This is a genomic window from Mycobacterium sp. pR1184 (genome assembly GCF_041287235.1).
In the GTDB taxonomy this organism is placed as follows: Bacteria; Actinomycetota; Actinomycetes; order Mycobacteriales; family Mycobacteriaceae; genus Mycobacterium.
In genome coordinates this window covers 193385-218031 of sequence record NZ_JBGGKR010000001.1, presented here as the reverse complement: position 1 = coordinate 218031, position 24647 = coordinate 193385, and the positions used below count along the sequence as shown (strand labels likewise).

Annotated in this window: 27 protein-coding genes; 9 read left to right on the top strand and 18 right to left on the bottom strand. The window is 68.0% G+C overall.

Annotation, left to right across the window (positions count from 1 at the left end):
- The 3 genes from ACAG21_RS01110 to ACAG21_RS01100 are packed head-to-tail and all read right to left on the bottom strand — an operon-like array spanning position 1 to position 2942.
- Positions 1 to 843: a sugar phosphate isomerase/epimerase family protein gene (locus ACAG21_RS01110; protein ID WP_370494227.1), complete on the bottom strand. Its 843-nt coding sequence runs from the start codon at positions 841 to 843 to the stop codon at positions 1 to 3.
- Positions 844 to 858: 15 nt separating this feature from the next.
- The gene (locus ACAG21_RS01105; protein WP_370494226.1) at positions 859 to 1929 is read right to left on the bottom strand and encodes a hypothetical protein; all 1071 of its coding nucleotides are present in this window, start codon (positions 1927 to 1929) and stop codon (positions 859 to 861) included.
- The gene (locus ACAG21_RS01100; protein WP_370494224.1) at positions 1926 to 2942 is read right to left on the bottom strand and encodes a hypothetical protein; all 1017 of its coding nucleotides are present in this window, start codon (positions 2940 to 2942) and stop codon (positions 1926 to 1928) included. The genes ACAG21_RS01105 and ACAG21_RS01100 overlap by 4 nt, the downstream gene beginning before the upstream one ends.
- A 128-nt stretch (positions 2943 to 3070) precedes the next feature.
- Here ACAG21_RS01100 and ACAG21_RS01095 point away from each other — a divergent pair, with 128 nt between their 5' ends.
- A complete protein-coding gene (locus ACAG21_RS01095; protein ID WP_370494223.1) occupies positions 3071 to 3856 on the top strand; it encodes a hypothetical protein in 786 nt (261 codons plus the stop codon).
- Here the strand turns inward: ACAG21_RS01095 and ACAG21_RS01090 are convergent.
- Positions 3812 to 4579, bottom strand: coding sequence for a FadR/GntR family transcriptional regulator (locus ACAG21_RS01090; RefSeq protein ID WP_370494222.1), 768 nt, complete (start codon positions 4577 to 4579; stop codon positions 3812 to 3814). The genes ACAG21_RS01095 and ACAG21_RS01090 overlap by 45 nt on opposite strands.
- A 51-nt stretch (positions 4580 to 4630) precedes the next feature.
- On the opposite strand from ACAG21_RS01090, the gene ACAG21_RS01085 reads away from it, so the two are divergent.
- The 4 genes from ACAG21_RS01085 to ACAG21_RS01070 all read left to right on the top strand — a co-directional run bounded on the left by ACAG21_RS01085 (position 4631) and on the right by ACAG21_RS01070 (position 8337).
- Positions 4631 to 5578 (top strand): hypothetical protein, encoded by a 948-nt coding sequence (locus ACAG21_RS01085; RefSeq protein WP_370494221.1) that lies wholly within the window; start codon positions 4631 to 4633, stop codon positions 5576 to 5578.
- Complete coding sequence (locus tag ACAG21_RS01080) at positions 5575 to 5904, top strand: hypothetical protein (protein ID WP_370494220.1); 330 nt, start codon at positions 5575 to 5577, stop codon at positions 5902 to 5904. The genes ACAG21_RS01085 and ACAG21_RS01080 overlap by 4 nt, the downstream gene beginning before the upstream one ends.
- Positions 5901 to 7772 (top strand): GMC family oxidoreductase N-terminal domain-containing protein, encoded by a 1872-nt coding sequence (locus ACAG21_RS01075; RefSeq protein ID WP_370494219.1) that lies wholly within the window; start codon positions 5901 to 5903, stop codon positions 7770 to 7772. The genes ACAG21_RS01080 and ACAG21_RS01075 overlap by 4 nt, the downstream gene beginning before the upstream one ends.
- Positions 7773 to 7836: 64 nt before the next feature.
- Positions 7837 to 8337: an NUDIX domain-containing protein gene (locus ACAG21_RS01070; protein ID WP_370494218.1), complete on the top strand. Its 501-nt coding sequence runs from the start codon at positions 7837 to 7839 to the stop codon at positions 8335 to 8337.
- Between the two features lie 26 nt (positions 8338 to 8363).
- On the opposite strand, the gene regX is transcribed toward ACAG21_RS01070, so the two are convergent.
- From regX to ACAG21_RS01040, 6 genes are all read right to left on the bottom strand, one after another.
- Complete coding sequence (gene regX / locus ACAG21_RS01065; protein WP_090599796.1) at positions 8364 to 9047, bottom strand: two-component sensory transduction protein RegX; 684 nt, start codon at positions 9045 to 9047, stop codon at positions 8364 to 8366.
- Positions 9048 to 9096: 49 nt separating this feature from the next.
- On the bottom strand, positions 9097 to 10326 hold the full coding sequence (locus ACAG21_RS01060; protein ID WP_370494217.1) for a sensor histidine kinase: 1230 nt from the start codon (positions 10324 to 10326) through the stop codon (positions 9097 to 9099).
- 162 nt (positions 10327 to 10488) lie between these two features.
- A complete protein-coding gene (locus tag ACAG21_RS01055) occupies positions 10489 to 11238 on the bottom strand; it encodes a phosphoglyceromutase (protein ID WP_370494216.1) in 750 nt (249 codons plus the stop codon).
- 96 nt (positions 11239 to 11334) lie between these two features.
- On the bottom strand, positions 11335 to 11847 hold the full coding sequence (locus tag ACAG21_RS01050; RefSeq protein ID WP_370494215.1) for a YbjN domain-containing protein: 513 nt from the start codon (positions 11845 to 11847) through the stop codon (positions 11335 to 11337).
- Positions 11844 to 13178 (bottom strand): D-inositol-3-phosphate glycosyltransferase, encoded by a 1335-nt coding sequence (gene mshA, locus ACAG21_RS01045; RefSeq protein WP_370494214.1) that lies wholly within the window; start codon positions 13176 to 13178, stop codon positions 11844 to 11846. Before mshA ends, ACAG21_RS01050 begins: the two co-directional genes overlap by 4 nt.
- A gap of 48 nt (positions 13179 to 13226) precedes the next feature.
- Entirely contained in the window at positions 13227 to 14534 is a 1308-nt protein-coding gene (locus ACAG21_RS01040; RefSeq protein WP_370494213.1) for an ROK family protein, read from the bottom strand.
- A 177-nt stretch (positions 14535 to 14711) separates the two neighbouring features.
- On the opposite strand from ACAG21_RS01040, the gene ACAG21_RS01035 reads away from it, so the two are divergent.
- Positions 14712 to 15473, top strand: a complete 762-nt coding sequence (locus ACAG21_RS01035; protein ID WP_370494212.1) for an SDR family oxidoreductase — start codon at positions 14712 to 14714, stop codon at positions 15471 to 15473.
- Here the strand turns inward: ACAG21_RS01035 and ACAG21_RS01030 are convergent.
- On the bottom strand, positions 15445 to 16827 hold the full coding sequence (locus ACAG21_RS01030; protein ID WP_370494211.1) for an Ig-like domain-containing protein: 1383 nt from the start codon (positions 16825 to 16827) through the stop codon (positions 15445 to 15447). The genes ACAG21_RS01035 and ACAG21_RS01030 overlap by 29 nt on opposite strands.
- A 39-nt stretch (positions 16828 to 16866) precedes the next feature.
- Entirely contained in the window at positions 16867 to 17940 is a 1074-nt protein-coding gene (locus tag ACAG21_RS01025; RefSeq protein WP_370494210.1) for a UDP-N-acetylmuramate dehydrogenase, read from the bottom strand.
- A 26-nt stretch (positions 17941 to 17966) separates the two neighbouring features.
- Between ACAG21_RS01025 and ACAG21_RS01020 the strand changes: the two genes are divergently transcribed.
- From ACAG21_RS01020 to ACAG21_RS01010, 3 genes are read left to right on the top strand one after another with little or no spacing between them, the layout of a single operon-like run.
- Positions 17967 to 18488 carry a DUF2505 domain-containing protein gene (locus ACAG21_RS01020; protein ID WP_370494209.1) on the top strand — a complete coding sequence of 174 codons (522 nt, stop codon included), beginning with the start codon at positions 17967 to 17969 and terminating at the stop codon, positions 18486 to 18488.
- A 21-nt stretch (positions 18489 to 18509) separates the two neighbouring features.
- On the top strand, positions 18510 to 19352 hold the full coding sequence (locus ACAG21_RS01015; RefSeq protein ID WP_370494208.1) for a carbon-nitrogen hydrolase family protein: 843 nt from the start codon (positions 18510 to 18512) through the stop codon (positions 19350 to 19352).
- Positions 19349 to 20305, top strand: a complete 957-nt coding sequence (locus ACAG21_RS01010) for a DUF2993 domain-containing protein (protein WP_370494207.1) — start codon at positions 19349 to 19351, stop codon at positions 20303 to 20305. Before ACAG21_RS01015 ends, ACAG21_RS01010 begins: the two co-directional genes overlap by 4 nt.
- 67 nt (positions 20306 to 20372) lie before the next feature.
- Here ACAG21_RS01010 and deoC read toward each other — a convergent pair whose 3' ends face one another.
- The 6 genes from deoC to ACAG21_RS00980 form a co-directional block, all read right to left on the bottom strand.
- On the bottom strand, positions 20373 to 21038 hold the full coding sequence (deoC, locus tag ACAG21_RS01005) for a deoxyribose-phosphate aldolase (protein WP_370494206.1): 666 nt from the start codon (positions 21036 to 21038) through the stop codon (positions 20373 to 20375).
- Positions 21038 to 21469, bottom strand: a complete 432-nt coding sequence (locus ACAG21_RS01000) for a DUF2599 domain-containing protein (protein ID WP_370494205.1) — start codon at positions 21467 to 21469, stop codon at positions 21038 to 21040. The genes deoC and ACAG21_RS01000 overlap by 1 nt, the downstream gene beginning before the upstream one ends.
- 4 nt (positions 21470 to 21473) lie before the next feature.
- Entirely contained in the window at positions 21474 to 21761 is a 288-nt protein-coding gene (locus ACAG21_RS00995; RefSeq protein WP_207768449.1) for a DUF2516 family protein, read from the bottom strand.
- Positions 21762 to 21834: 73 nt separating this feature from the next.
- Positions 21835 to 22443: a heparin-binding hemagglutinin gene (locus ACAG21_RS00990; RefSeq protein ID WP_370494204.1), complete on the bottom strand. Its 609-nt coding sequence runs from the start codon at positions 22441 to 22443 to the stop codon at positions 21835 to 21837.
- A 311-nt stretch (positions 22444 to 22754) separates the two neighbouring features.
- Positions 22755 to 23162 carry a helix-turn-helix domain-containing protein gene (locus ACAG21_RS00985; protein WP_370494203.1) on the bottom strand — a complete coding sequence of 136 codons (408 nt, stop codon included), beginning with the start codon at positions 23160 to 23162 and terminating at the stop codon, positions 22755 to 22757.
- A 77-nt stretch (positions 23163 to 23239) separates the two neighbouring features.
- Positions 23240 to 24616 (bottom strand): DUF445 domain-containing protein, encoded by a 1377-nt coding sequence (locus ACAG21_RS00980; RefSeq protein ID WP_370494202.1) that lies wholly within the window; start codon positions 24614 to 24616, stop codon positions 23240 to 23242.
- Positions 24617 to 24647: the final 31 nt, after the last annotated feature.

The window sequence follows — 24647 nt, the reverse complement described above, 5'->3', positions numbered from 1 at the left end:
TCAACGCAACAGATGTGTGCGGGCGAACTGCAGGGATTCGGCGAGCATGGCTTCGCGCTCGCTGGCCGAGCGGGCGCTGGACGTGGACACCTCGAGGATGGCGTGGCCGGCGAACTGGCCGGCCGCCAGCAGCTGGCACACCTCGGCGGTGGGTTGGGTGCCGCGCCCGGGCACCAGATGCTCGTCGGCGGGCAGGCCGCTGCCGTCGCACAGGTGCAGATGCACCAGCCCTGCGCCCATCCGCTCGGTCATCTCCAGCGCATCGGTGCCGGCAGTCGAGGTATGCGACAGGTCCAGCGTGTAGTGCTCGTGGTTGCCGTCGAGCGGGTCGTACGACGGCGAGAAGGCCGAGATCGCCGGTCCCGGCCCGCCGCCGCGCCGGCGCATCCGTTCCCGCGACTGATCGGTCCCGAAGAATCGGTCCGCCCGGAACGGGAACATGTTCTCCACCGCGACCATCACGTCGCTGGACGCTTCCAGGGCCGTCACCTGTTCGCTGAAGCCTTCGGCGTAGCGCCGCTGCCAGCGGAACGGCGGGTGCACGACGACCGTCTGCGCGCCGAGCTCCTCGGCGGCCCGCACGCTGCGTTCCAGCTTGGGAATCGGATTGGAGCCCCACACCCGCTGTGAGATCAGCAGGCAGGGCGCATGTACCGAGAGGACCGGCACCTGATAGCGCTGCGACAGCTTCTTGACGGCGGCGATGTCCTGGCTGACCGACTCGCTCCACACCATCAGCTCGACGCCGTCGTAGCCCAGCCGGGCCGCGTACTCGAATGCGGCCTCGGCCCTCAGCGGGTAGACCGAGGCCGTGGACAGGCCGACCTTGATTGCTGGGCGCACTGTTGCGGGTGACGCCTAGCCGGACTGCATCGATAGCGCCAGCGGTCCCAGGGTGATCAGCGCCCCGACTGCCACCGCGATCAGCGTGCTCGCGATGTCCTCGGTCTTGCGCACCACCCGCACTCCGGCCACCAGGCCGAGGATGACCAGCACCGACAGCACCAGGGCCACCAGGCTATTCCATCGCCACAGTTGGTCGAACGCGATGAAGAGCCCGGCGCCGAAGGCGACGGCCAGCATCGACTGAAACACGATCAAGCTGCCGCGCCACAGCGCCTCGAGTTTGCCGGGCGCCGGTTGGGCGTCCTTGGGTTTGTCCGCGCGCGCGACGTCGACGCCGGCCTCGGCGGGCGCCTCTTGCGCGGTCGGCGAGTCCGCGTCGGGGCCCTCTCGCTGGTCGCTGCGCCGCCGGGCCACCTCGTCGGCGAGGGTCTGTCCGCCGAACAACGTCGAATCCGACGTCTGCAGGTAGGAGCGCACGTAAGCGGAATCTTCGGTGGCGGGTTCGGCTTCGCGCACCTCGGAATCCATGACATCCACCGGGATGTCGGCGTAATGGTCGAGCGGATCCGGGCTCATGTCCTCGGCGCCGGAGGGGGCCGCGGGCTTACCGGCGGGTTTCGGCGGCGATTCGGCTTCTGGTGTATCGGGGCGGCGTGTGGGCCGGGGGTAGGCACTGCGCTCGGGCCCTACCCGGGGAGGCTGTGGCGGCGACTTGGGCCAGCGGGCCTCCGGCCGGTCCGCCGGCTGGGGACGGTCCGCCGGCTTGGGCCGGTCCTCGGTGACCGGTTCGGCGACGACGGCTTCCGAGACGGGTTCGGGCGCCGCTTCGAGCACGGCCTCGGATTCGGCGACCTCGACGGCCCCGTTGGCCTCGTGTGTTGTCTCGCCGTGCTCTTCGTCGTCGCGGATGACGGGAATCTCGCCGGTCAGTTCGGCGACGGTGACCGTGTCGCTGTCGCCGCGCCGGCGACGCCGTCGCCGGGTAACCGCCGGGGCGCCGATGGTTCCGTTCCTGGCCAGCAGTTCGGCCACCGAGATGGGCCGAGTGCCGGGGCTCTCGGTCTCTGGGTGTGGTCCGGTCATGGTTTGTCGCCTCTCGATCGGCTGGCGTTCCGATCTACTGCCTGACCTCCAGCATTGCGCACCGAAGTCTCTACGAGGGCGGTTCCGTCGGCTTCGCTGTCGAGCTTGCGCAAGATGAGACCTTCCCGTAACGCCCACGGGCAGATATCCACTGTTTCTATCGACAGCGCTCGCATACTCGCCTCCGCCACCAAAGCGCCCGCCACGATCTGCGGCGCCCGCTCGGCGCTGACTCCTTCCAGTTCCGCCCTGTCAGCGGTGGTCATCCTAGATATGAAAGATATGAGTTGCCTGAGGCCGTTGGCCGTCAGCGTCCGCTTGACCCGTGGCCCGGCGGCCGAGGGCGCGGCACCGGTGAGCCGGGCCAACGACCGGAACGTCTTCGACGTTGCCACCGCGAGGTCCGGGGCGCCAGCTTCGAGCACGGCGACGCTGGCGTCGGCCAGCTCGGCGTCCAGCCAATCCCGCAGCATCGCCACCCGGCGCCGCCCGGGCGGATCGTCGGGCAGCCACTCGCGGGTCAGCCGCCCGGCACCCAGCGGCATCGACAAGGCGACTTCGGGTTCTTCGTCGACGCCGCTGGACAGCTCCAGCGAGCCACCGCCGATGTCGAGGTTGATGATCCGCCCGGCGCTCCATCCGTACCAGCGGCGCACCGCCAAAAACGTCAGCCGCGACTCGTCCACCCCGGTCAGCACCTGCAACGCGACACCGGTCTCTTTGCGCACCCGGCTCAGCACGTCGTCGGAGTTCTCGGCGTCGCGGACCGCGGAGGTGGCGAAGGCCATCAGCTCGGCACAGCCGGAGCTGACGGCGATCTTGGCGAACTCGTCAATCGTGGTGATCAGTTTTTCGGCGCCGCGCTTGGTGATCTTTCCTGAGCTGTCGGTGGCCTCGGCCAAGCGCAAGGTGGCCTTCGTCGAACTCATCGGGGTGGGGTGCCCGCCGCGGTGGGCGTCTACCACCAGCAGATGGACCGTATTGCTACCCACGTCGAGCACGCCTAATCGCACGAAAACAAACTAGCGGGACAACGATGGGCTCTGGGTTGCGCCCCGCTGAGGAGAGCCGCAATTCACACCGGTGCCGGCGCGGGTGTCAGCGAAGCGAACAGCAGGAATATTGGTCTAACGTTGCATCCGTGGCGAATTCGCACCCCGAGCCCGGGCAAGAAGTGGAATTGGATTTTGCCCGTGAATGGGTGGAGTTCTTCGATCCGGACAATCCGGAGCACTTGATCGCGGCCGACTTGACGTGGTTGCTGTCGCGCTGGACGTGTGTGTTCGGTACCCCGGCCTGCCGCGGCACGGTCGAGGGGCGCCCGGACGACGGGTGTTGCTCGCACGGCGCGTTCCTGTCCGACGACGACGACCGCGCCGGACTGGACGACGCCGTCAAACAACTCACCGACGCCGACTGGCAATTCCGCGAAAAGGGTTTGGGCCGTAAGGGTTATCTCGAACTCGACGAGCACGACGGTCAGCCCCAGCACCGCACCCGCAAATACAAGGGCGCGTGCATTTTCTTGAACCGCCCCGGCTTTCCCGGCGGCGTCGGCTGCGCGCTGCACAGCAAGGCCCTCAAGCTGGGCGTGCCGCCGTTGACGATGAAACCCGAAGTCTGCTGGCAGCTGCCGATCCGGCGCAGCCAGGAGTGGGTGACGCGGCCCGACGGCACCGAGATCCTGAAGACCTGGATCACCGAATACGATCGCCGCGGCTGGGGCTCCGGTGGCGCCGACTTGCACTGGTACTGCACCGGCGATCCGGCCGCGCACGTCGGTGCCAAGCAGGTGTGGGAAAGCCTCGCCGACGAACTCATCGAGCTCCTCGGTTCCAAGGCTTACGCCGAATTGGCGGCAATGTGCAAGCGCCGCAGTCAATTAGGGCTCATCGCCATCCACCCGGCGACGCGAATCGCGGAGTAGCCAGCCGGTCGACTGCGACCGGTACGCCGCGACCATTCGCAGCGCGCTGGCAAGCAGATATGCCTCGACAGCCGCGGCGGCCGCGGCGTCGTCGCGCGCCAGCACCGCCTCGGTGATCGCCCGCAGATCGGCGATCACCGGCTCAGGCTCGTCGTAGGCCGCGGTGAGCTCATGCTCGCGACCGCCGAAGGAGTGGTCGACCCAGCGATACAACAACCCCAACGCACGGTTGCGGGTGCCGTGGATGAGTACCTGGAAGAAGGCCAAGTCGGCCGCCTGGCGCGCCGCGGCACTGTCGGCCTGCTGCACGCCGGCCAGCGCAGCGCGCAACGCCTCGTCGTCCTCGGGACCGCACCGTTGCGCGGCCAAGCGCCCGATCAGCGGGCCCAGTGCCGCGCGGATCTCGAGGAGCTCGACCAAGAACTCGGGACCCAACTTGCGTATCAACGCTTCAACCACAGCGGGGTGGGTGAGTTGCTGAGGGTCTCGCACCACGTTGCCGCTGCCGTGCCGGGCCTCGATGAGTCCCATCTGCTGCAGCCGCGCCAGACCCTGTCGCAGCGACGTGCGGTTGACCCTCAGTTGCTCGGCTAACTCCCGCTCCGGCGGCAGCGCCGAGCCCGGCGGGAACGCGCCGTCGAGGATCGCGTCGGCGATCGAGGCGGTGATCTGTTCGTCCACCCGCTGGCGGTCGGGTGGACGAAGCATATTTGACTGGTTCATTGGTTCAACCAATATAGTGGACGGAACCGACAATGGGGTGGAGGCGACGCAGTGGACGAGAAGCTATTGGCCGCGGCTCCGCGCTGGCGGGGCAAGGCGGGCCGGCTGGAGGTCTGGTACGCCACCCTCTCGGACCCGCTGACCCGGGCCGGCCTGTGGATTCACTGCGAAACGGTCGCACCGAGCGACAACCGCGCCCCGTACGCACACGGCTGGGTGACCTGGTTCCCGGCCGACGCCGCACCGCACACCGAGCGTTTCGGACCCGAACCGGTCCAGCCGGCGATCGGCGCCTGGTTCGACTCGGCCGGGGTGCGCGCGGCTGCCGAAGAACTGACCGGCCGGGCCGGAAACTTGGCGTGGGAACTGGCGTGGAAAGACACCGGCGCGCCACTGTGGACATTCCCGAAGCCGGCCTGGGACCGCGAGCTGCTGCCCGGCGCTCAGGTCGTTCTCGCTCCGACCGCCGACTTCACCGGTGCACTGACCGTCGGCGGCCTCACCCATCCCGTCGGCGGTTGGCGGGGCGGCGTCGCCCACATCTACGGGCACGGCAACGCCAAACGCTGGGGCTGGATCCACGCCGACCTCGGCAACGGCGACGTCCTGGAGGTCGTCACCGCGGTGTCACACAAACCGGGTCTGCGCAGGCTTGCGCCGATGGCGTTCGTTCGCTTCCGTATCGACGGAAAGGATTGGCCCGCAAGCACATTGCCGTCACTGAGAATGCGTACCACCCTCGGCCTGCGGCATTGGCAGCTGGAAGGACGCATCGGCGGTCGGCGCGTGCTCATCCGCGTCGACCAGCCGCCCGAGCGCTGCGTGAGCCTGGGTTACACCGATCCCGACGGCGGCACGGCGGTGTGCACCAACACCGAACAGGCCGACATCTATGTCGAAGTCGACGACCGCCGGTGGTCGGTGCTGGGCACCGGCCACGCCGAAGTAGGCCTGCGCGGCAGCGAGGCGCCCGCCATCAACGAAAGGACCGCGACATGAGCTTTCTGCTCGACCCGCCGCTGCTGTTCGCCTCCGGAGTGCTCATCGAACGGCAACTGCCGTCGGATCGCCGCGATGCCGCCGAGGCCGCCACGCTGGGCGTCTTCTTCGGCGGATCGTTCGGCCTCTACAACAACGTGCCCGGACTGGGCCTGCTGTGGCGCCCCTTCCGTGCCCGCAATGGCCGCGACTTCATGTGGAACAGCGGGGTTTTCGGCGTCAAGACCGAGGAGGCGGGCTGGCCGCTGCACGCGGCGGCAGGGGCCATCTTCGCGACCTACCCGTTCTTCATCAAACTGGGCCGCCGGCTCGGGCGTGTGACATGAGCCGCCGGGCCGAACGGCGGGCCGCGTTGGTCTCGTTCGGCACCGCGCTGCTGCCGCACGAACACGGCGGTCCGCCATCGGCTCAACTGGCCGACCGCGTCGAGCGCTACCTCACCCAGCTGCCCGCGACGACACGGCTGGCGGTGCGGGCCGGACTGCTGTGCATGAGTGCGGCAAGCTACCTCACCACCGGTCGCTCGAATTCGCGTCTGGACCCCGGCCAGCGTGATCAGGTGTTGCGCCGGCTCGCCGCACTCGGTCCGGATGCCGCAGTGGCCGTCGAGGCGATGAAGGCGATCGTGCTGCTTGCCAACGGCGCGGATACCTTTGCCCCAGAGCTACTTTCACGCGCACAGGCACACGATACGGCGCGCCCCGATGCGCGCCTGACCGTCATCTCCTCGGCCGAGAGCCGCTCCGTGGTGACCGCCGATGCGGTGATCGTCGGCTCCGGCGCCGGCGGCGCCATGGCGGCGCGCACCCTGGCTCAAGCCGGCCTCGACACGGTGGTGCTCGAGGAGGGACGCCGTTGGACGGTCGAGGAGTTCCGCACCACCCACCCGATCGACCGATATGCCGGGTTGTATCGCGGCGCCGGCGCAACCGTCGCACTGGGACGCCCGTCCATAGTGCTGCCCCTGGGCCGGGCGGTCGGCGGCACCACCGTCGTGAACTCCGGAACGTGTTACCGGCCACCGCTTTCGGTACAGCGGCGCTGGCGTGACGAGTTCGGGCTCGACCTGGCCGATCCGGACCGGCTGGCCCACCATCTCGACAACGTCGAGCACACGCTGCAGGTCGCGCCGGTGCCCCTGCAGATCATGGGTCGCAACGGGCGCCTGTTGCTCGATGCCGCCGCGACGCTGGGATGGGACGCGGCGCCGATCCCCCGCAACGCGCCGGGCTGCGAAGGCTGTTGCCAATGCGCGATTGGCTGCCCGCGCAACGCCAAGTTCGGTATGCACCTCAACGCGCTGCCGCAAGCCTGCGCGGCGGGCGCGCGGATCATCTCGCACGCGCGTGTCGAACGGGTACTGCACCACAACGGCCGGGCCCGCGGTGTGCGGGCCCGACGGCCCGACGGCACCGCGCTGGACATCCTCGCCGAGTCGGTGGTGGTTGCCGCCGGCGCCACCGAGACACCGGGATTGTTGCGGCGCAGTGGATTTGGCGCACATCCGCGGCTGGGACGAAATCTTGCGCTGCATCCGGCGACGATGCTCGCCGGGCGTTTCGATGATGACGTGTTCGCCTGGCACGGTGTGCTGCAGAGCGCGGCGGTCCACGAATTTCACCAGTCGGACGGCGTGTTGATCGAAGCAACCTCGACGCCGCCGGGTATGGGGTCGATGGTCTTTCCCGGTTACGGCGCCGAGCTGCTCGGCTGGCTCGACCGCGCACCTCAAGTCGCGACGTTCGGCGCCATGGTCGCCGACCGCGGAGTCGGCTCCGTCTTCGCGGCGCGCGGCGAGACGGTGATGCGCTACAACATCTCTCGCGCGGACATCGCCAAGCTGATGACCGCCGTCGAGGCGATGGGCCGGCTGTTGTTCGCGGCGGGTGCGGTCGAGGTACTCACCGGCCTGCCCGGCGCACCGACGGTGACGTCACTGCCCGCGTTGCAGGATGCGCTGAGCCGCAGCAATCCCAGGAGCCTGCACCTGGCCGCCTTCCATCCCACCGGCACGGCGGCAGCCGGCGCCGATGAACAGCTCTGCCCCGTCGACAAGACCGGACGGTTGCGCGGCATCGACGGAGTGTGGGTTGCCGACGCGTCGATCCTGCCCAGCTGCCCGGAGGTGAACCCGCAGGTGTCGATCATGGCGCTGGCGCTGGCGGTCGCGGACGAGGTGGTCGCGGCCCGCTGATGCGGTGTGCATCCTCGGGGTCGCGAGTGCGGCGCGGGCGCCGCCACTCGTGTTAGGAAGGGGAGTGCCGGTTCCCGACTTCATCGTTGAGCTGCGTCGCGCGATCGGCCATGCGCCGCTGTGGTTGCCCGGCGTCACCGCCGTCACCATTCACGAGCACAAGGTGCTGTTGGTGAAGCGCTCGGACAACGGCGCCTGGACGGCGGTGACGGGGATCGTGGAGCCGGGCGAGAATCCGGCGGATTGCGCCGTGCGTGAAGTGCTCGAAGAAGCCGGGGTTCATGTGCAGGCCGTCAGACTGGCCTGGGTCAAGGTAGGCCAGCCGACGGTGCACGCCAACGGCGATCACGCGCAGTACCTGGATCACGTATTTCGGATGAAGTGGCTATCCGGGGAGCCGTATGCGGCCGACGACGAGAGCACCGAGGCGAGGTGGTTCGATCTCGACGACCTGCCACCGATGACAGCGAACATGCGTCGGCGCATCGAGGTAGGCGCGGCCGACGAGGAGCGGACCCTGTTCGACTCCTCGCGCGGCGACGAGTGCGCGCCGCAGGCGCCATAACGGCGCCCTTCCGGCCGCCTGCCGGGCTACCCTTCGAGCTTGTAGCCCAGCCCGCGCACCGTCACCAGGTGCACCGGGTTGGCCGGGTCGGCTTCGATCTTGGACCGCAGCCGCTTGACGTGGACATCGAGCGTCTTGGTATCGCCGACGTAGTCCGCGCCCCACACCCGATCGATCAGCTGTCCACGGGTCAGCACCCGGCCGCTGTTGCGCATCAGGTACTCGAGGAGGTCAAACTCCTTGAGCGGCAACGTGATTGTGTCACCGTTGACCGAAACGACGTGCCGCTCGACGTCCATCCGGACCGGGCCGGACTCCAATACGCCGTCGCTGATCTCGGAGTCGTCGTCACCGCCCCGGCGCAGCACCGCCCGGATCCGGGCAATCAGCTCACGCGCCGAATAGGGCTTGGTCACATAGTCATCGGCACCGAGCTCCAGGCCGACAACTTTGTCGATCTCGCTGTCCCTGGCCGTCACCATGATCACCGGCACGCTGGAGCGAGCGCGCAGCTGCTTGCACACGTCGGTGCCCGACATGCCCGGCAGCATCAAATCCAGCAGCACGATGTCCGCGCCTGCCCGGTCGAACTCGGACAGCGCCGCTGATCCATCGGTCACCACGGTGGCTTCGAAGCCTTCCTTGCGGAGCAGGAAGGCCAGTGGATCGGCAAGCGACTCCTCGTCCTCCACGATCAGCACACTGGTCACGGGCGCCACTCCTGTTCGTCGCTGCGCTCTGCATCGTCGTATGCGCGGGTCATCGACTTAGTTCTTCCTCTCGTTGGGATCTGTTGGGCCGCACTTCGCGGGCCCGGGGTTGCTCGGTTTCTTCGTCGCTATCGGTGTCCTGATAGGCCGGGATCGACAAGGTGAACGTCGAACCGGTTCCCGGCTTGCTCCACACCCCGATGCTGCCGTCGTGATTGGCCGCAACGTGTTTGACGATCGCCAGCCCCAGCCCACTGCCGCCGGTGGCTCGCGAACGCGCCTTGTCCCCCCGGAAAAACCGCTCGAAGACCCGCTCCTGGTCTTCTAGCGCAATCCCGATCCCGCGGTCGGTAACCGCGATCTCGATGTTGTCGCCACGACGGCGACGGCTGATCGACACCGGCGATCCCGGCGGCGAGTAGGCGATCGCATTGGAGACCAGATTGGCCAATGCGGTCACCAGCAGCGTTTGATCCCCCAGTACCCGCAAACCGGTGGGCGCGTCGGTGCGAACCTCGATCTTGGCATTGTCGGCAGCCACCTTGTGGCGTGAAATCGCTTCGGCCACAACGGTATCGACCTCGACTGCGACGACATTGGGCAATCGCTCGGCGCCTTGGAGCCGGGAGAGCTCGATCAGCTCGGCGACCATGTCGCCCAACCGGTTGGCCTCGATCAGCACCTTCTCGGCGAAGCGGCGCACGGTTTCGGAGTCGTCCGCCGACGCCAGCAGGGCCTCGGCGAGCAGCGCCATGGCGCCAACCGGCGTCTTGAGCTCATGGCTGACGTTGGCCACGAAGTCGCGCCGAGTGGCTTCCATGCGCGCATGGTCGGACTGGTCGTGAACGAAGACCACGGCGAACCGCCGGTCTTCCTCACTGAGCAGCGTCGCCTGCCCGTGCACCGATATCCCGGATCGTCCGGCGGTCCCGCGTTTGCCGGGCTGTAGGTCGAATTCGACGACCTCCCCGCCCAGCGCCTGCTGCGCCGCTTGCCAGGCTTGGTCGTCGAGCTGCCGATCGCGCACCAGGCCCAATTCCTTGGCCCGCTCGTTGAGGTAGACGACGTCACGATGCGAATCCACGACCGCGGCGCCCAGCGGCATCAGGCTGACGATCTGTTGCAGCATCTGCGCGACGGTGATGCCGGTCGACTCGGTGGCCACTCGCTGTCGCCGCCGAACCACTCGTGCGGACAACCGGGTGCCGGCCGCCACTCCGACGGCCAGCGCCAGCAAGGACAAGACCCCGGCCAGCAACAGCGCCGAGAACACAGTCACGAACAAAATCCTACAAATCTGGTGAACGCAGCCCTAGCGGAACGAGGCCAAAATCGGACAAGTCACAACTTGCGCTACAGGTGTTCGGCTGTAGTTCATGCGGAATTTGGCCTACGGGCTTTTCGCGCTCAAAAGCGGGCAAAATTGAGCCGCGCGTCAATCTTACCGGGCACCCTGGCTGGCTACCGCCGCAGCGCCCGCGGCCGCTGCTTCCGGGTCCAGGTAGGTGCCGCCGGGCACCACCGGACGCAAATCAGCGTCCAGGTCGTAGCGAAGCGGAATGCCGGTCGGAATGTTCAGCTCGGAGATGTCGTCGTCGGAGATCTGGTCGAGGTGCTTGACGAGCGCGCGCAGCGAATTGCCGTGGGCGACGATCAGCACCGTCTTGCCGAAGCGCAGATCCGGGACGATCACGTCGGTGAAGTACGGCAGGAAACGCACCACCACGTCGGCCAGGCATTCGGTGAGCGGGCCGCCGCTGATGTCGGCGTAGCGCGGGTCGCGATCCTGGCTGAACTTGCTGCCCTTCTCGATCGGCGGCGGTGGGGTGTCGTAGCTGCGCCGCCAGGCCATGAATTGCTCGTCGCCGTAGCGGGCCTTGGTCTCGGCTTTGTCCAGGCCCTGCAGCGCCCCGTAATGGCGTTCGTTGAGTCGCCAGCTGCGTCGTACCGGGAGCCACAGCCGGTCCGCGGCGTCCAACGCCAGGTGCGCCGTGGTGATCGCGCGGCGCAGCAGCGAGGTGTACAGCACGTCGGGCAGCAGGCCGTGCTCGGTCAACAGCTCACCGCTGCGAACCGCTTCGGCCCGGCCCTTTTCGGTCAGCCCGACGTCGACCCACCCGGTAAACAGGTTCAGCGAGTTCCATTCGCTTTCGCCGTGGCGAAGCAGTACCAGCGTCGCAGTGTCACCCATGCCGGTCAGTCTCTCACGCACGGCATGAGCCTTGCCGAGCGTAAGGTCACTGCGAAATCCGGGCCCGACAATCGCAGCCACATTACGCTCGCGGAGCTAGTCGTCTTCGTCGTCGTCGATCAGGTGGGCGAACGCCTCGAGGTTCTTCAACGATTCACCCCGCGATACCCGCCAATCCCATTCCTTCTGGATCGACGAGCGAAAACCCAACTCCAGCAACGTATTGAAGTCCGAATCCACCGCTTCGAGCACTTGCCCGAGCACCCGGTCGATCTCGTCGGCGTCCACCGAGGCCAGCGACATCCGGCCGACCAGGTAGATATCGCCGACGTTGTCCAGCGTGTAGGCGACCCCGTACAACCGGCGATTGCGCTTGAGCAGGAACCGGTACACGCCCTCGTGATTCTCGTCGGGCTTGCGGCACACGAACGCCTCGACGCGCACCGAGTGCTCGCCGATGCTCAGGATCGTGTTGGTCTTGAGCTTGCGCTCGCCGGGCAACTCCACCACCAGACCCGGCAAACCGCCATGTGCGCCTTCATGTTTCGAGTACGTCAGGTCGCTGGCATCAAGCGCACGCTCGATCACCTGCTGCACGGCTACGGTCATGCGCCAACCCCGCGACGCGGCGTCCAATGACGCGGTTTGCGTGCCGCCACCCGGTCGCGAACCCGGCGCTGCCGCGCGACGGTGAAATCACCGATGGCCCGCCGATAGCTGGCCAGCAACGCATCGGTGGTGTTCTCCCACGAGAACGTCGCCGCGTGCGCGGCCGCGGCCCGGCTCATCGCCGCACCCCGCGCCGTGCCGTGAAGGCGCAGCAGCTCGTCGAGCGCGCGGGCCCAGTCTTCGACGTCATGCCCTGGTACCAGCGAGCCGGTGACACCGTCGCGCACCGCGACCGGCAGCCCGCCGACCGCCGCCGCCACCACCGGCGTGCCGCACGCCTGCGCCTCGACGGCAACCAAGCCGAAAGACTCCGAATAACTAGGCACCGCAACAAGATTCGCGGCCTGGAACAGGGTCGCCAGGTTCGGCCGGGACTGCGGCGGCAGGAACGTCACCCGCTCGCTGATCCCGAGTTCGTCGGCCAGGCGAACCAGTCCGTCCGGGGTGGCCAGACCACTGCCCGAGGGCCCGCCCGCCACCACGATGCGCACGCCCGGCAACTTCGCCGCCGCCCGCAGCACGATGTCGGGTGCCTTCAGCGGCTGGATTCGCCCGACGAACGCCACGATCTGTTCGTCGAGCCCAAAACCCAGCGCGGCGCGGGCGGCCCGGCGTTCGCCCGGATGGAACACCTCCAGGTCGACGCCCGGATGGACTACGTCGATCCGCTCGGGGTCGGCATGATGGATCGAAACCAATTGCCGCGCTTCGTCTTCGGTGTTGACGATCAGCCGGTCCGCCTCGTCGACGACCTGCTGCTCCCCCACCGTGCGCAGCGGCGGCTCGGGGGCGTCGCCGGCGGCCAGCGCGGCGTTCTTCACCGCGGCCAAGGTGTGCGCGGTGTGCACGAGCGGCACCGCCCACCGGTCGCGGGCCAGCCAGCCGACCTGTCCGGACAGCCAGTAGTGCGAATGCACGATGTCGTAGTAGCCGGGCTCATGCGACGCCTCGGCACGCAGCACCCCGGCCGCGAACGCACACAGCTGGGTGGGCAGGTCGTATTTGTCCAGTCCCTCGAACGGTCCGGCCACGACGTTGCGCACCAGCACTCCGGGCTCGACCTCGACGACCGGCGGATCGGCCGACGCGGTGGCGCGAGTGAAGATCTCCACCTCGATGCCCCGCCGGGCCAGATGCAACGCACTTTGCAGCACGTACACGTTCATCCCGCCGGCATCACCGGTACCCGGTTGAGCCAACGGCGAGGTGTGCACTGCCAACAGCGCGACCCGACGCGGATCGCTGCGCAGGAGGACGTCGTCGTGCCGCACTCTTTCATCTTTACAGCACGGTCCGGCCGCCGGCCTAAGCCGTTCGCCTTAGGCGGACGACTCGTCGACGACCTCCGGGATCCGGGAGCCGATCACCCCGGCACGGCGCATCGCGCCCAGCGGGTCGGCGTAGAGCCCACCCAGCGACACGATGCCCGCCCCGGCCTCTTGCACCCGGTTACCGAAGGCGGTGACGCGGATATCGCGCGGCGTCAACACCGAACGCTCGGCGAATGCCGCCTCCACCTGCTCCATCGCCTCGGGATACTCGGTGAATGCCTGGCCACCGACCACCAGCTCGTCGGGGTTGAGCAAGTCACGCAGCAGCGCGACTGCCTCACCCAGGACGCGGGCGCGCTCGCCGAGCAGGTCCTTGGCCGGCTGGTTGCCGGCCCGGGCCAGGCGCAGCAGATCGGTGATGCCCGCGGCGGGTCCGTTGGCGCGCCCGGCCGGGGCCGGGGGCAGGATGCGCAGCCGGCGAGCCGCGGCCAGCACGGCCTCGTCGCTGACCGTGGACTCCAGCTGCCCGCTGCCGCCGAGCAGCTCGGAGTACGCGGGCAGGCCCGCGATCGTGCCCGGACCGCTGGACGGGCAGTGCACCCGTCCGCCGATCACCAGCGCATAGCCCACGGTCTCGCGGGCGTAGACGTACAGGCTGGTCGGCGAGCTCGGCGCAAACCGCCGCATACCCAGCAGCAGCTCGGCGCCGGCCATCGCGTCGACGTGGGAAGCCACCGACACCGGCAGGCTCAGCGCGTCGGCCAGCACCGGCCCGACCGGCGCTTGCCGCCAGCCCAGCCGCGGGTGGTCGACATGGCCGGTGGCGCCGTCGACCGTGCCACCGATGGCGACCCCGACCCACAACGGCCGCCGGCGATGCCAGCGCCTCAGATAGCGGGTGGCGCTTTCGGCCAGCGACGTCAGGGCGGCGGCCGGCGGACTCAGCGGCGTCGGCGTTTCCACCGTGTCCAGCGTGCGGCCGAACAGGTCGGTGGCCACGATGCTGGTGGTCCGCGCACCGATGTGGATGCCCAGCGCCACGAACGGCTCGTGGTTGATCTCCACCGGAACCCGAGGGCGGCCGATGGCTCCGGAGACGGCCAGGTCTGCGCGTTCGCGCAGCAGGCCCGCGTCGAGCAGGGCGATGACTTGCCGGTTCACCGTCGCGATGCTCAGCGAGGTGACCCCGGCGATGACGTCGCGGCCGACCGGGCCGCGCAGCCGGACCGCCCGGAACACCGAGGCCGCAGCGGAGTCGGAGATGTGCAGCGACGGCGGCAGGATCTGACGGTGCAGCCGCAGGTGGCCCGCACGGCTGGGCGAATGATGGGTGTGGGTGAGAGAAGTCGAGCGCACGAGCGTCCTTTGTCCGAGTTCCAATGGCCGGTCTTGGCCACAACCTGTTTTGGGTTCAGGCGCGGCAAAGTGCGCGGCAACAACACGCACATGCCGCGCAAAGACACGCGGCGGTGTTGTTGAACTGGGCGCTGTGGTGCACCTCAGGAATTTAGCACGTTTATTAGAGTTAGCTCAGTGAGTTCAAATAACCTGCATCAACGGGTTGCGGTGGTGACCGGTGCCAGTTCCGGGATCGGCGAAGCAACAGCCAAAACCCTTGCCGCCCTTGGGTTTCACGTCGTCGCAGTCGCGCGGCGCACGGACCGGATTACTGCCCTCGCGCAAGAGATAGCCGGCACCGCAATTGTGGCTGACGTCACAGACGACGCGGCGGTGGAGGCGCTCGCCAGCAAATTGGGCCGGGTCGATGTACTGGTCAACAACGCCGGCGGCGCACGGGGGTTGGCGCCCGTCGCCGACGCCGACCTCGAGCACTGGCGCTGGATGTGGGAGACCAACGTGCTTGGCACGCTGCGGGTCACCCGCGCACTGCTGCCCAAGCTGATCGACTCCGGCGACGGCCTGATCGTCACCGTCACCTCGGTGGCCGCGCTCGAGGTGTACGACGGCGGCGCCGGCTACACCGCGGCCAAGCACGCCCAGGGCGCGCTGCACCGCACGCTGCGCGGCGAACTGCTGGGCAAGCCGGTGCGGCTCACCGAAATCGCCCCGGGCGCAGTGGAAACCGAGTTCTCACTGGTCCGATTCGACGGTGATCAGGAACGCGCGGATTCGGTCTATGCCGGCATCACACCGCTGACGGCGACCGACGTGGCCGAGGTGATCGGGTTCGTGGCGTCACGGCCTTCCCACGTCGACCTGGACCTGATCGTGCTCAAGCCTCGCGATCAGGCCACTACGATGCGATTTAACCGCCAGGGCCAGGCGAGGACGTAGTCGTCGAGGTCGTGGTGGTCGGCGTCCCCGACAAACTCGGCGCGGTCGACGGCGTGACCGGCGCGGTGACGGGGATCTGACTGGCCGGCGGGTGCGCATTGGGAGGCGGTAGGGCCGACATGGCCACCCAGGTGTCCCAGTCGACGGCCCAGTCCCAGATGTCGCCGTCGGAGTAGGACAACTGGATCGAGCTGCCGGTCACCTCGACCGGGTCGCCGTACATCGCGGTCGGGTAGTACTCCGCGGCATCCTCGGTCGACAGGTTGATGCAGCCGTTGGTGACGTTGGTGTTGCCCTGTGCGCCGGCGCTCATCGGGTTGGCGTGAATGAACTCGCCGTTGTTGGAGATCCGCACCGCCCAGCGTTCGTGCACGTGGCTGTAGCCGGCCGCGGGGTTGGACATGTAGAAGTCCGCGTACTTCTCGGTCACCACGTGGATGCCGTTGCGGGTGACGTTGCGCGCCTTGTCGGCCTCGCCGTAGCTGCACGGGAAGTCCATGATCACGCCCGCGTCGGTGACGACCTGGATGCGGTGCGACGACACCTCGGCCTTGACCACCTGCTTACGTCCGATCTGAATCTTCAGCGACATGTCCTGCAGGCCATAGGCGCCGTCACCGAACGGCAGCCCGTAGAACTTGGCATCGACGTTGACCGTGGTGCCAGCCGGGTAGTACTCGCGCGGCCGGTAGTGGATGCGCGCGCCCTGCTGCTCGTCGGGCAGCCAGGCCCAGCTGCCCTCGACGGGCGGGTTGGTGGTGATGGTCAGCGCCCGTTCGACGGCAGCCTTGTCGCTGATCGGCGCGTCGAACTGGATGATGATCGGCGCGGCGACGCCGACCGTCTGACCGTCGGCCAACTGGAATCCGCCGTCAATCTTCTTGGTGGGGGCGACGGTGGTGAATTTGCCCGTCACGGGAACGGTCTTACCGTCGTGGCCGACGACCGAGCCGCTCCAGCTATAGCTGGTGTCGTAGCCCAACGGCTCGGTGGTCGTGTAGACGGTGCGGTCGGAGTTGAAAACTCCAGCCACGGCCTTGCCGGCCGAATTCGTCAACGCCACCTTCTGGAACCAGCCGTCGCTGACCGTGACGCTGACCGGCGCGATGGGAACCACGTCGGCAGCGGCCCCCTGGCCGTCCAGGGCGGGCTGGTATTTCAGACTCGGCGCCGACTGCTCTTTGTTCTTCTGCGCTTGCTTGGCCGCGGGGCTGCTGCAGGCGGCCAGCACGCTCGGCGCGAACACACCCAGCCCAAGGGCTGCCAACGCCAGCCGCCGATTAATCGGCGACTGTTCGGGGGATGTGCTCACGACAATAAAAGATACCGGCAGTACCGACACCGCTTGCGTCACGACGAGTCGCGAAAGCCTACAGACACACCGAATCCACAGCTAAAGGCGGCAGCCGAGCAGCACCGGTTCGGGTTCCAGTGTGATGCCAAACACGTCACGAACCCCGTCGCGGATGGTCCGCGCCAAGGTGATCACGTCCGCCGTGGTGGCGTTGCCTCGATTGGTCAGGGCAAGCGCGTGCTTGGTGGACAACCGGCAGGGCGCGCCCGGGTCGTCGGGATAGCCCTTGCCGAAGCCCGCGTGCTCCACCAGCCAGCCGGCGGCCAGCTTGACGCCGTCGGGCGCCGGGTAGTTGGGCACCGGCCCGTCGGTACGCCCGGCCAGCGACTCGTAGACCGGCGGCGCGACGACCGGGTTGGTGAAGAACGAGCCCACGCTCCAGGTGTCGTGGTCGGCGGCGTCGAGCACCATGCCCTTGCGCGCACGCAGGGCCAGCACCGCCTCGCGCACCGCGCGCGGGTCCGCACGCTCACCGCTGGCCGCGTTCAACGCCGCGGTGAGCTCGCCGTAGCGCAAGGGCGCGCTGCGGCCCGAATCGTTTAGCGCGAACTCCACTTCCAGCACGACGCCGGGTACCTGCTGACCGGCCCGCTTGAACATGCTGGTGCGATAGCCGAAGGCCAGCTCGTCGCCGGGTATCCAGCGCACCGCACCGCTGCGGCGATCCAGCACCCGCACCCGGGTGATGGTGTCGGATACCTCCGCGCCGTAGGCGCCGACGTTTTGCACCGGCGTGGCTCCCGCCGATCCCGGTATGCCGGACAGGCACTCGAGCCCGCCCAGCCCGTGCTCGATCGCCGCGACGACCACGTCGTCCCACACCGCCCCGGCCTCGGCGCGCAGCAGGTGGCCGTCCACGGTGATCCCGCGGGTGGCCAAGTGCACGGCGGTCAGGTCGGTCAGGTCGTCGGCGATCACCAGATTGGAACCGCCCGCGAACACCAGCACCGGCCCGTCACGCGCGGCGTCCAGCTCGGCCAGCACGGCGACGACCTGTTCGCTGCTGGTGCAGGTGATCAGGCGTTGCGCGACCGGTCCGACGCGCAACGTGGTCAACGGCGCCAGCGGCACCGACTCGGCGACGCGCGCACCCGCGTACAGCGATCCGGTCACGGCCCGTAACGGTAGCCTGACCTGCTATGCCCCGATCATTCGACTTGTCCGCCGACTATCGGGACAGCGTCGAAAAACTGCACCGGGCGTTCGCCGAGCCCGACTACTGGCGGGCCAGGCTGGCCGACATTCCGGTCGACGAGGCGCGGCTGGAGTCGATCCGGGTGGGCGGGGAATCCGGCGACGACGGCACCATCGAAGTGGTGACGCTGCAGGAAGTGCACAGCCATAACCTGCCCGCGATGGTCACCCAGCTGCACCGGGGCGATCTGTTCTTCAGACGCGAGGAGGCGTGGGGGCCGGTCACCGACGGCATCGCCACCGCGTCCATCAGAGGCTCGATCGTGGACACCCCGGTGAATGTTCTGGGCACCGCCGAGCTGTCGCCGATTGACCGCGGCGGCGCCCGCCTGACGTTCCGGGTCAGCATCCACGTCCGGATTCCGCTGATCGGCGGCAAGGTGGAGAACATCATCGGCACCCACCTGGCCGATCTGGTGAGCAGGGAGCAGCGCTTCACCACCGAATGGATCACCAACAACGCGTGATTCGCTCCTAAGCTGGCGGCCATGCGAATCGCGTTGGCGCAAATGCTCAGTGGCAGCGATCCGGCGGCCAATCTGCAACAGGTGCGCGACTACACCGCCCGGGCCGCCGACGCCGGCGCGACGCTGGTGGTGTTTCCCGAAGCGACCATGTGCCGGTTCGGTGTCCCGCTGGCACCGATCGCCGAGCCTGTCGACGGGCCGTGGGCCGACGGGGTCCGGCAGATCGCGGCCGAGTCCGCCGTCACGGTGATCGCCGGCATGTTCACCCCGGCCGGCGACGGGCGGGTGACGAACACGCTGATCGCGGCCGGGCCCGGCACACCGAATCAGCCGGACGCCCACTACGACAAGATCCATCTCTACGACGCGTTCGGCTTCACCGAGTCGCGCACCGTTGCCCCAGGCCGGGAGCCGGTCGTGGTCACCGTCGACGGCGTAGGGGTGGGATTGACCGTTTGCTACGACATCCGCTTCCCCGAGCTTTACACCGAGCTGGCCCGGCGCGGCGCTCAACTTATCGCGGTCTGCGCGTCCTGGGGTTCGGGTCCGGGAAAGCTGGAACAGTGGACGTTGCTGGCCCGCGCCCGCGCGCTGGACTCGATGAGTTATGTCGCCGCGGCAGGTCAGGCCGATCCCGCTGACACACTGGCGGGCTCGGGGTCTTCCGCGGGCGCGCCGACGGGCGTCGGCGGCAGCCTGGTGGCCTCGCCGCTGGGCGAGGTGGTCGCATCGGCCGGGTCCGACCCACAACTGGTGCTCGCCGACATCGACACCGCCGTGGTCGCGAAGGCTCGCGACAACATCGCGGTGCTGCGCAACCAGTCCGACTTTGCTCGTAGCGATAGGGCAGAATCGGTTGGGTGACGAACCCGCAAGGACCACCGCACGAGGGCCCGTCAACGTGGGGGGCCAGCGAGGATCACGGTCCGTTCGGCCCGAGCTCCGCCCCGACCGAGCAGCACTATCCGGCCGGAGCGGACACGCAGCAGGCCAGCTACTCGCCGCCGCCGCTGCCACCGCTGAGCCCCACCGAGCGGGTTACCCGGCCCAGCGAGCAGCCCGAGCCGGCGACGAAGAAGAAGAGATTTCGCGACCCGCTGTCCATCGTTCTGATCTGCGTCATCGTGGTGTCGCTGCTGCTCGCGGGGCTGATCGGCGGCGAGCTGTACGCCCGCCACGTGGCCGACACCAAGGTCGCCGAGGCGGTGGCTTGCGAGGTCCAGGACCAGGCCACGGCGTCATTCGGAGTCGCGCCGCTGCTGCTGTGGCAGCTCGCGACGCAGCACTTCACCAACATCTCGGTGTCGACGGCCGGCAACCAGATCCGCGATGCCAAGGGCATGAAAATCGACATCGTCATTAAAGATGTCAAGCTGGACCGGACGTCGTCGTCGAAGGGCACCATCGGATCGCTCGACGCGACGATCACGTGGACCAGTGACGGCATCAAGGATTCGGTGCAAAACGCGGTCCCGGTGCTGGGCCCGTTTGTCACCAACAGCGTGATCACCCATCCCGCCGACGGCACCATCGAACTGAAGGGAATGCTGGACAACATCACGACCAAGCCCGTGGTGTCCGGCAAGGGGATTCAGCTGCAGATTCAGAGCTTCAACGCGCTGGGCTTCACGCTGCCTCGCGAAAGCGTCCAGTCCACCCTGGATGCGTATACGGCGAAGCTGACCGCCGACTACCCGCTGGGTATTCACGCGGACAGCGTGCAAGTGACGCCGACCGGCGTGACGAGCCATTTCTCGACCCAGAACGCCACGATTCCGGCCGGCGAAAACAACGACTCCTGCTTCGCCAATATCTAGGGCTTCGCGCGGCTGGGGCGTTGCCGTCCGTTGCACCCGCTCCCGGGCTGCCGTGAGGGCGCCGGGCTCAGCCGAGTCCGTCGAGGACTGCCCGTGTCCCGGATAGGCCGAGCCTGGTCGCCCCGGCGTCCACCATCGCGATCGCGTCGGCCGCGGTGCGAATGCCACCGCTGGCCTTGACCCCCAGGCGACCGCCGACGGCCTCGGCCATCAGCGCGACGGCGCGCACCGACGCCCCGCCCGCGGGGTGAAACCCAGTGGAGGTCTTGACGAAGTCCGCGCCGGCCTCTTCGGCTGCCCGGCACACGTCGGTCAACGTGCGCCCGTCCGAATCACCCAGCAGCACAGCCGATTCCACGATCACCTTGAGAATGGCGTCGGGTATGGCCGCGCGCACCGCCGCGATGTCGGAGCGCACCGCGTCCAACTCGCCGGCCAACGCGGCGCCGATGTCGATGACCATGTCGACTTCGCTCGCCCCCGATGCCACCGCCTGGGCGGCCTCCTGGGCCTTGATCGCGCAGGTGTGCTTGCCGGACGGAAAGCCGGCGACCGTCGCGACTCGGACCCCACCGGCCGCCGCGGCGACCGGAACCATCGACGGTGATACGCACACCGCGTAGACGGCCAGGTCTGCGGCCTCGGCCAGCAGCGCGACCACGTCGGCGCCGGTGGCCTCGGGTTTGAGCAGCGTGTGGTCGACGAGTGCCGCGAGCTGTTCTCGACGCATCATCAGTTGGGTTCCTCCGGGCCGCCGGGATTGCAGCCGGACGCGACCATCTCGGCGTCGTCGACGACGGGCCGCCATGGTTCGAGGTTCCAGCTCGTCTTGCCGGGTTGCGCCATTTCGGCGAATTGCCAATGGCAGATGAATTGAGCATGCATGCCGGGGGTCTCGGCGTTCGGTGCCATCGCCAGCACCTCGGCCCAGGCCTCGTCGACGGCACCCGGGTTGTTGGGCTGGCGGGAGGCCAGCCGCCCCGATGGCGTCGGAAAGACCCGCAAGCTGGCCAACCGTCCCCACTGCGCCCACGCGGTGTGATCGACAAACGGCGGGGCGGGGTTGACCGCGCCGGTGCCGGGATCGGCCCACGCGGTGCCCACAACGGGCCCAGCGGGCAACCAGCCCAGCAGCGCGACGACCGCGGCCAGCACGGCCTTCATCGCGTCAGCGCGACTTGCCCTGAATTTCGAGAAGTTTGGGCCGCACGTCGACCAGGTAGACACCCGCCGCGCAGGCGGAGATCGCCATGCCGAGCACGCCGAAAACGAAGCTCAGGATCGATGTCAGCGCAACGGCCAGGCCCAGGATCACCAGCCACACCGGCTTGGTCAGCTTGTCCGCAGCGGTGTAAGCGTCGGGTCGCTGCATTGCCGCATGAATGAATGCGTACACCGACATCACCAGGACGCCGATCTGCAAGACCAACATGACGGTACCCACAGCATGATTCACGACTCAAGGGTATGCGGGCAGCGTCGCAAACGTCGAATCCGAGTTGCCCCGAAGGGCAACTCGGTATCCGAAACTACTTCTGGGTGACCTTCTTGGCGGGAGCCTTCTTGGCCGGAGCCTTCTTGGCCGGAGCCTTCTTGGCCGGGGCCTTCTTGGCGGGGGCCTTCTTCGCCACTGCCTTGGTCGCCGACTCGGCCTTCTTGGGCAGCTCGATGCCGACCAGCTTGGCGGCCCGCTCGCCGACCGCGCGGGTCTGGTTGGCCACGGTGCCCAACGCTTCCTGGGTCAGCTCGACGGCCTGGTCGACGTAGCCCTCGGCGCGCGCCTGGGTCTCCTCGAACGGCCGCTGGCTGCGCAGCCGCTGCAGTGCGGCCTCGCCGCGCTCGACCAGCTCGTTGTAGCGGTTGGTCGCGGCGTCCAGGTAGCCCTCGGCGGCCTTGCGCAGTTCCTCCGGGGTGAAGCGCTCGCGCAACTCGGTGAACTGTTCGGGCAGGTCTTCCTGCAGCTTGGCGATGCGAGCGCGGCTCTCCTCGACCCGGCTGCGGGTGTCGGTGCGGGTGTCCTCGGCGCGGTCACGCAGGTTGCCGATGAGCTCGTTCACGGTGGCCAGGGCCAGGTCTGCTGCGCCCAGGGCCGCCAGCAACGGTGCCCGCAATTCTTCGATGTTCGTGTTTTCAGCCATGGTGTTTCCTTTCATGGTTCGTTGTCGTTCTCAGGGTTCAAGGGTTTGGTATGGAAGTCGAGGCAAGCGTCGGCTCCTGGTGCGTGGAGTGGTCAAGACCCGCGGATTGACCTGGCACGCGACTTGCCGAAAACCTCCTGGTTGGTCGGGTCGGGTTGACGATCGAGTGGGTGTGGGCGCAGCGTCGCGCCACGGCATCAGTGGGAATCGGTGCATCCTTCCCTTCTGGGTAACCCAGCGGCCGTTGGGCTATACGTCACCAACTCGTGCTCAGGCGTTGTCGCAGCTGAGCCGGCCCGGGCCGGGCTACCTCACTCGTGGTTGTCGGATTCGGGCGAACACTCCTCATGGGTCGATTCGTTTTGCTGGGCAAATGAGGTATAGATCTCGAGCAGAATCTGCTTCTGACGCTCGGTGATCGCCGTGTCGGTGATGACCGCGTCACGCACTTGGCTCTTGTCGCTCGGCTCCAGGATCCCGGCCCGCACGTAGAGGACCTCGGCGGAAACCCGCAGCGCTTTCGCGATCTGACTCAGCACGTCGGCAGAAGGTTTGCGCAGTCCGCGCTCAACCTGGCTCAGATAGGGATTGCTGACACCGGCCAGCTCGGCAAGTTGTCGCACCGAAACCTGCGCGAGTTCACGCTGGCTTCGGATGAAGCTGCCGATGTCGGAAGCCGCTGTCGACACCTTGGCGGAGAGCGTCTCCTCCGGTGGCATTGCGTGCTCCTAGGGTCCGATGGCTGACCTTGACAGGAACGAGCGTACGGACATGTGCTTGCATTTGCAAGCAGTAGTTAGCACCCCCAGAAAAACAGCTGCGCGATGGTGTAGATGACCAGCCCGGCCAGTGATCCGACCACGGTGCCGTTGATCCGGATGAACTGCAGGTCACGGCCCACGTGCAGCTCGATGCGCCGGCTCGCCTCCTCGGCATCCCAGCGTTCGATCGTGTCGGTGATGATCGCGGTGATCTCGACCCCGTACTGCGAGACCAGATGCTGAGCCGCCCGCACGATCCAGCTATCGACCTTGTCGCGCAGCTCGGCGTCGTCGCGCAGCGACTCCCCGATACGCACGACGCTGTCCGCGATGCGGGTACGCAACGCGCTGGAGGGATCGTCGACGCCCTCGAGCACCAGCCGCTTCAGCGTCTTCCACGCCGTCGCGGCCGCGTTGGCGATTTCGTCGCGTGCCATCAGCTGGTCTTTGATCGCGTCGGCGCGCGCGATGGTGTCCGGGTCGTTTTGCAGATCGTCGGCGAATTCGAACAGGAAGCGGGTCGCCGAGCGGCGCAACTCGTGGTCCGGATTGCGGCGCACCTTGTCGGTGAAGTCCATCAGCTCGCGGTGGATGCGATCGCCGACGAGATGGTCGATGAACCGCGGCGACCAAGTCGGCGAATCACGCTCGACCACTCGCTGGATGATCTCGCCCGCATTCAGCGACCACTGAAAGGCCCGGTCCGCCAGCAATTGGATCAGGGCTTCCTGCCGGTTCTCGGCGAGCAGCGTTGCCAGCACCCGGCCCACCGGCGGTCCCCACTGCGGTTCGGCGATGCGCCGCACGATCATCCGGTCGATCACCTGCTGGACGTCCTCGTCGCGCAGCAACTCGACGAGAACACGGAGCACCGTCGCGGCCTCGCTGGCCACCCGCTCGGCATGCGCTCGCTCCGAGAGCCACTTGCCCAGCCGGCCCGGCACCTCGGCGTCGAGCAGCTTGGTTTCGACCACCTCGGGCGACAGGAAGTTCTCCCGCACAAAGGTGCCCAGGCCCTCGCCGAGCTGGTCCTTCTTGCGCTTGATGATCGCGGTGTGCGGGATCGGGATGCCCAACGGGTGTTTGAACAACGCGGTCACCGCGAACCAGTCGGCGAGCGCACCCACCATGCCGGCCTCGGCGGCCGCGCCGACGTAGCCGACCCAGGCCCCCGCGCCGCCGTGCGCCTGGGCCCATCGGCAGGCCAGGAACACCACCGTGGCACCGACCAAAAAGCTCAGTGCCACCAATTTCATCCGGCGAAGCGCCACCCGGCGCTGCGCGTCCGCCTCGGGATCGGCCCCGGCGAACGACTCCGCGAAGGACGTACGAGTCCGGCCCGCCGCGGCCGTGGGTGTGGTCGGCTCCGGCCGCGGTGCGGCCGAATTCGATCCCTCGGCTCTATGTGACACCCCACCATCATGTATCGCTGCGGCGAGTTCG

Excerpts from the sequence above, each read along its gene's own strand:
- ACAG21_RS01050 (WP_370494215.1), bottom strand. The coding sequence starts at position 11,847 with ATGACCGTAGCCGTGCAGCAGGTGATCGAGCGTGCGCTTGATGCCAGC.
- ACAG21_RS01075 (WP_370494219.1), top strand. The coding sequence starts at position 5,901 with ATGAGCCGCCGGGCCGAACGGCGGGCCGCGTTGGTCTCGTTCGGCACC.
- ACAG21_RS00990 (WP_370494204.1), bottom strand. The coding sequence starts at position 22,443 with ATGGCTGAAAACACGAACATCGAAGAATTGCGGGCACCGTTGCTGGCG.
- ACAG21_RS01015 (WP_370494208.1), top strand. The coding sequence starts at position 18,510 with ATGCGAATCGCGTTGGCGCAAATGCTCAGTGGCAGCGATCCGGCGGCC.
- ACAG21_RS01105 (WP_370494226.1), bottom strand. The coding sequence starts at position 1,929 with ATGACCGGACCACACCCAGAGACCGAGAGCCCCGGCACTCGGCCCATC.
- ACAG21_RS00985 (WP_370494203.1), bottom strand. The coding sequence starts at position 23,162 with ATGCCACCGGAGGAGACGCTCTCCGCCAAGGTGTCGACAGCGGCTTCC.
- ACAG21_RS01090 (WP_370494222.1), bottom strand. The coding sequence starts at position 4,579 with ATGAACCAGTCAAATATGCTTCGTCCACCCGACCGCCAGCGGGTGGAC.
- ACAG21_RS01020 (WP_370494209.1), top strand. The coding sequence starts at position 17,967 with ATGCCCCGATCATTCGACTTGTCCGCCGACTATCGGGACAGCGTCGAA.
- ACAG21_RS01055 (WP_370494216.1), bottom strand. The coding sequence starts at position 11,238 with ATGGGTGACACTGCGACGCTGGTACTGCTTCGCCACGGCGAAAGCGAA.
- ACAG21_RS01080 (WP_370494220.1), top strand. The coding sequence starts at position 5,575 with ATGAGCTTTCTGCTCGACCCGCCGCTGCTGTTCGCCTCCGGAGTGCTC.
- ACAG21_RS01000 (WP_370494205.1), bottom strand. The coding sequence starts at position 21,469 with ATGAAGGCCGTGCTGGCCGCGGTCGTCGCGCTGCTGGGCTGGTTGCCC.
- deoC (WP_370494206.1), bottom strand. The coding sequence starts at position 21,038 with ATGATGCGTCGAGAACAGCTCGCGGCACTCGTCGACCACACGCTGCTC.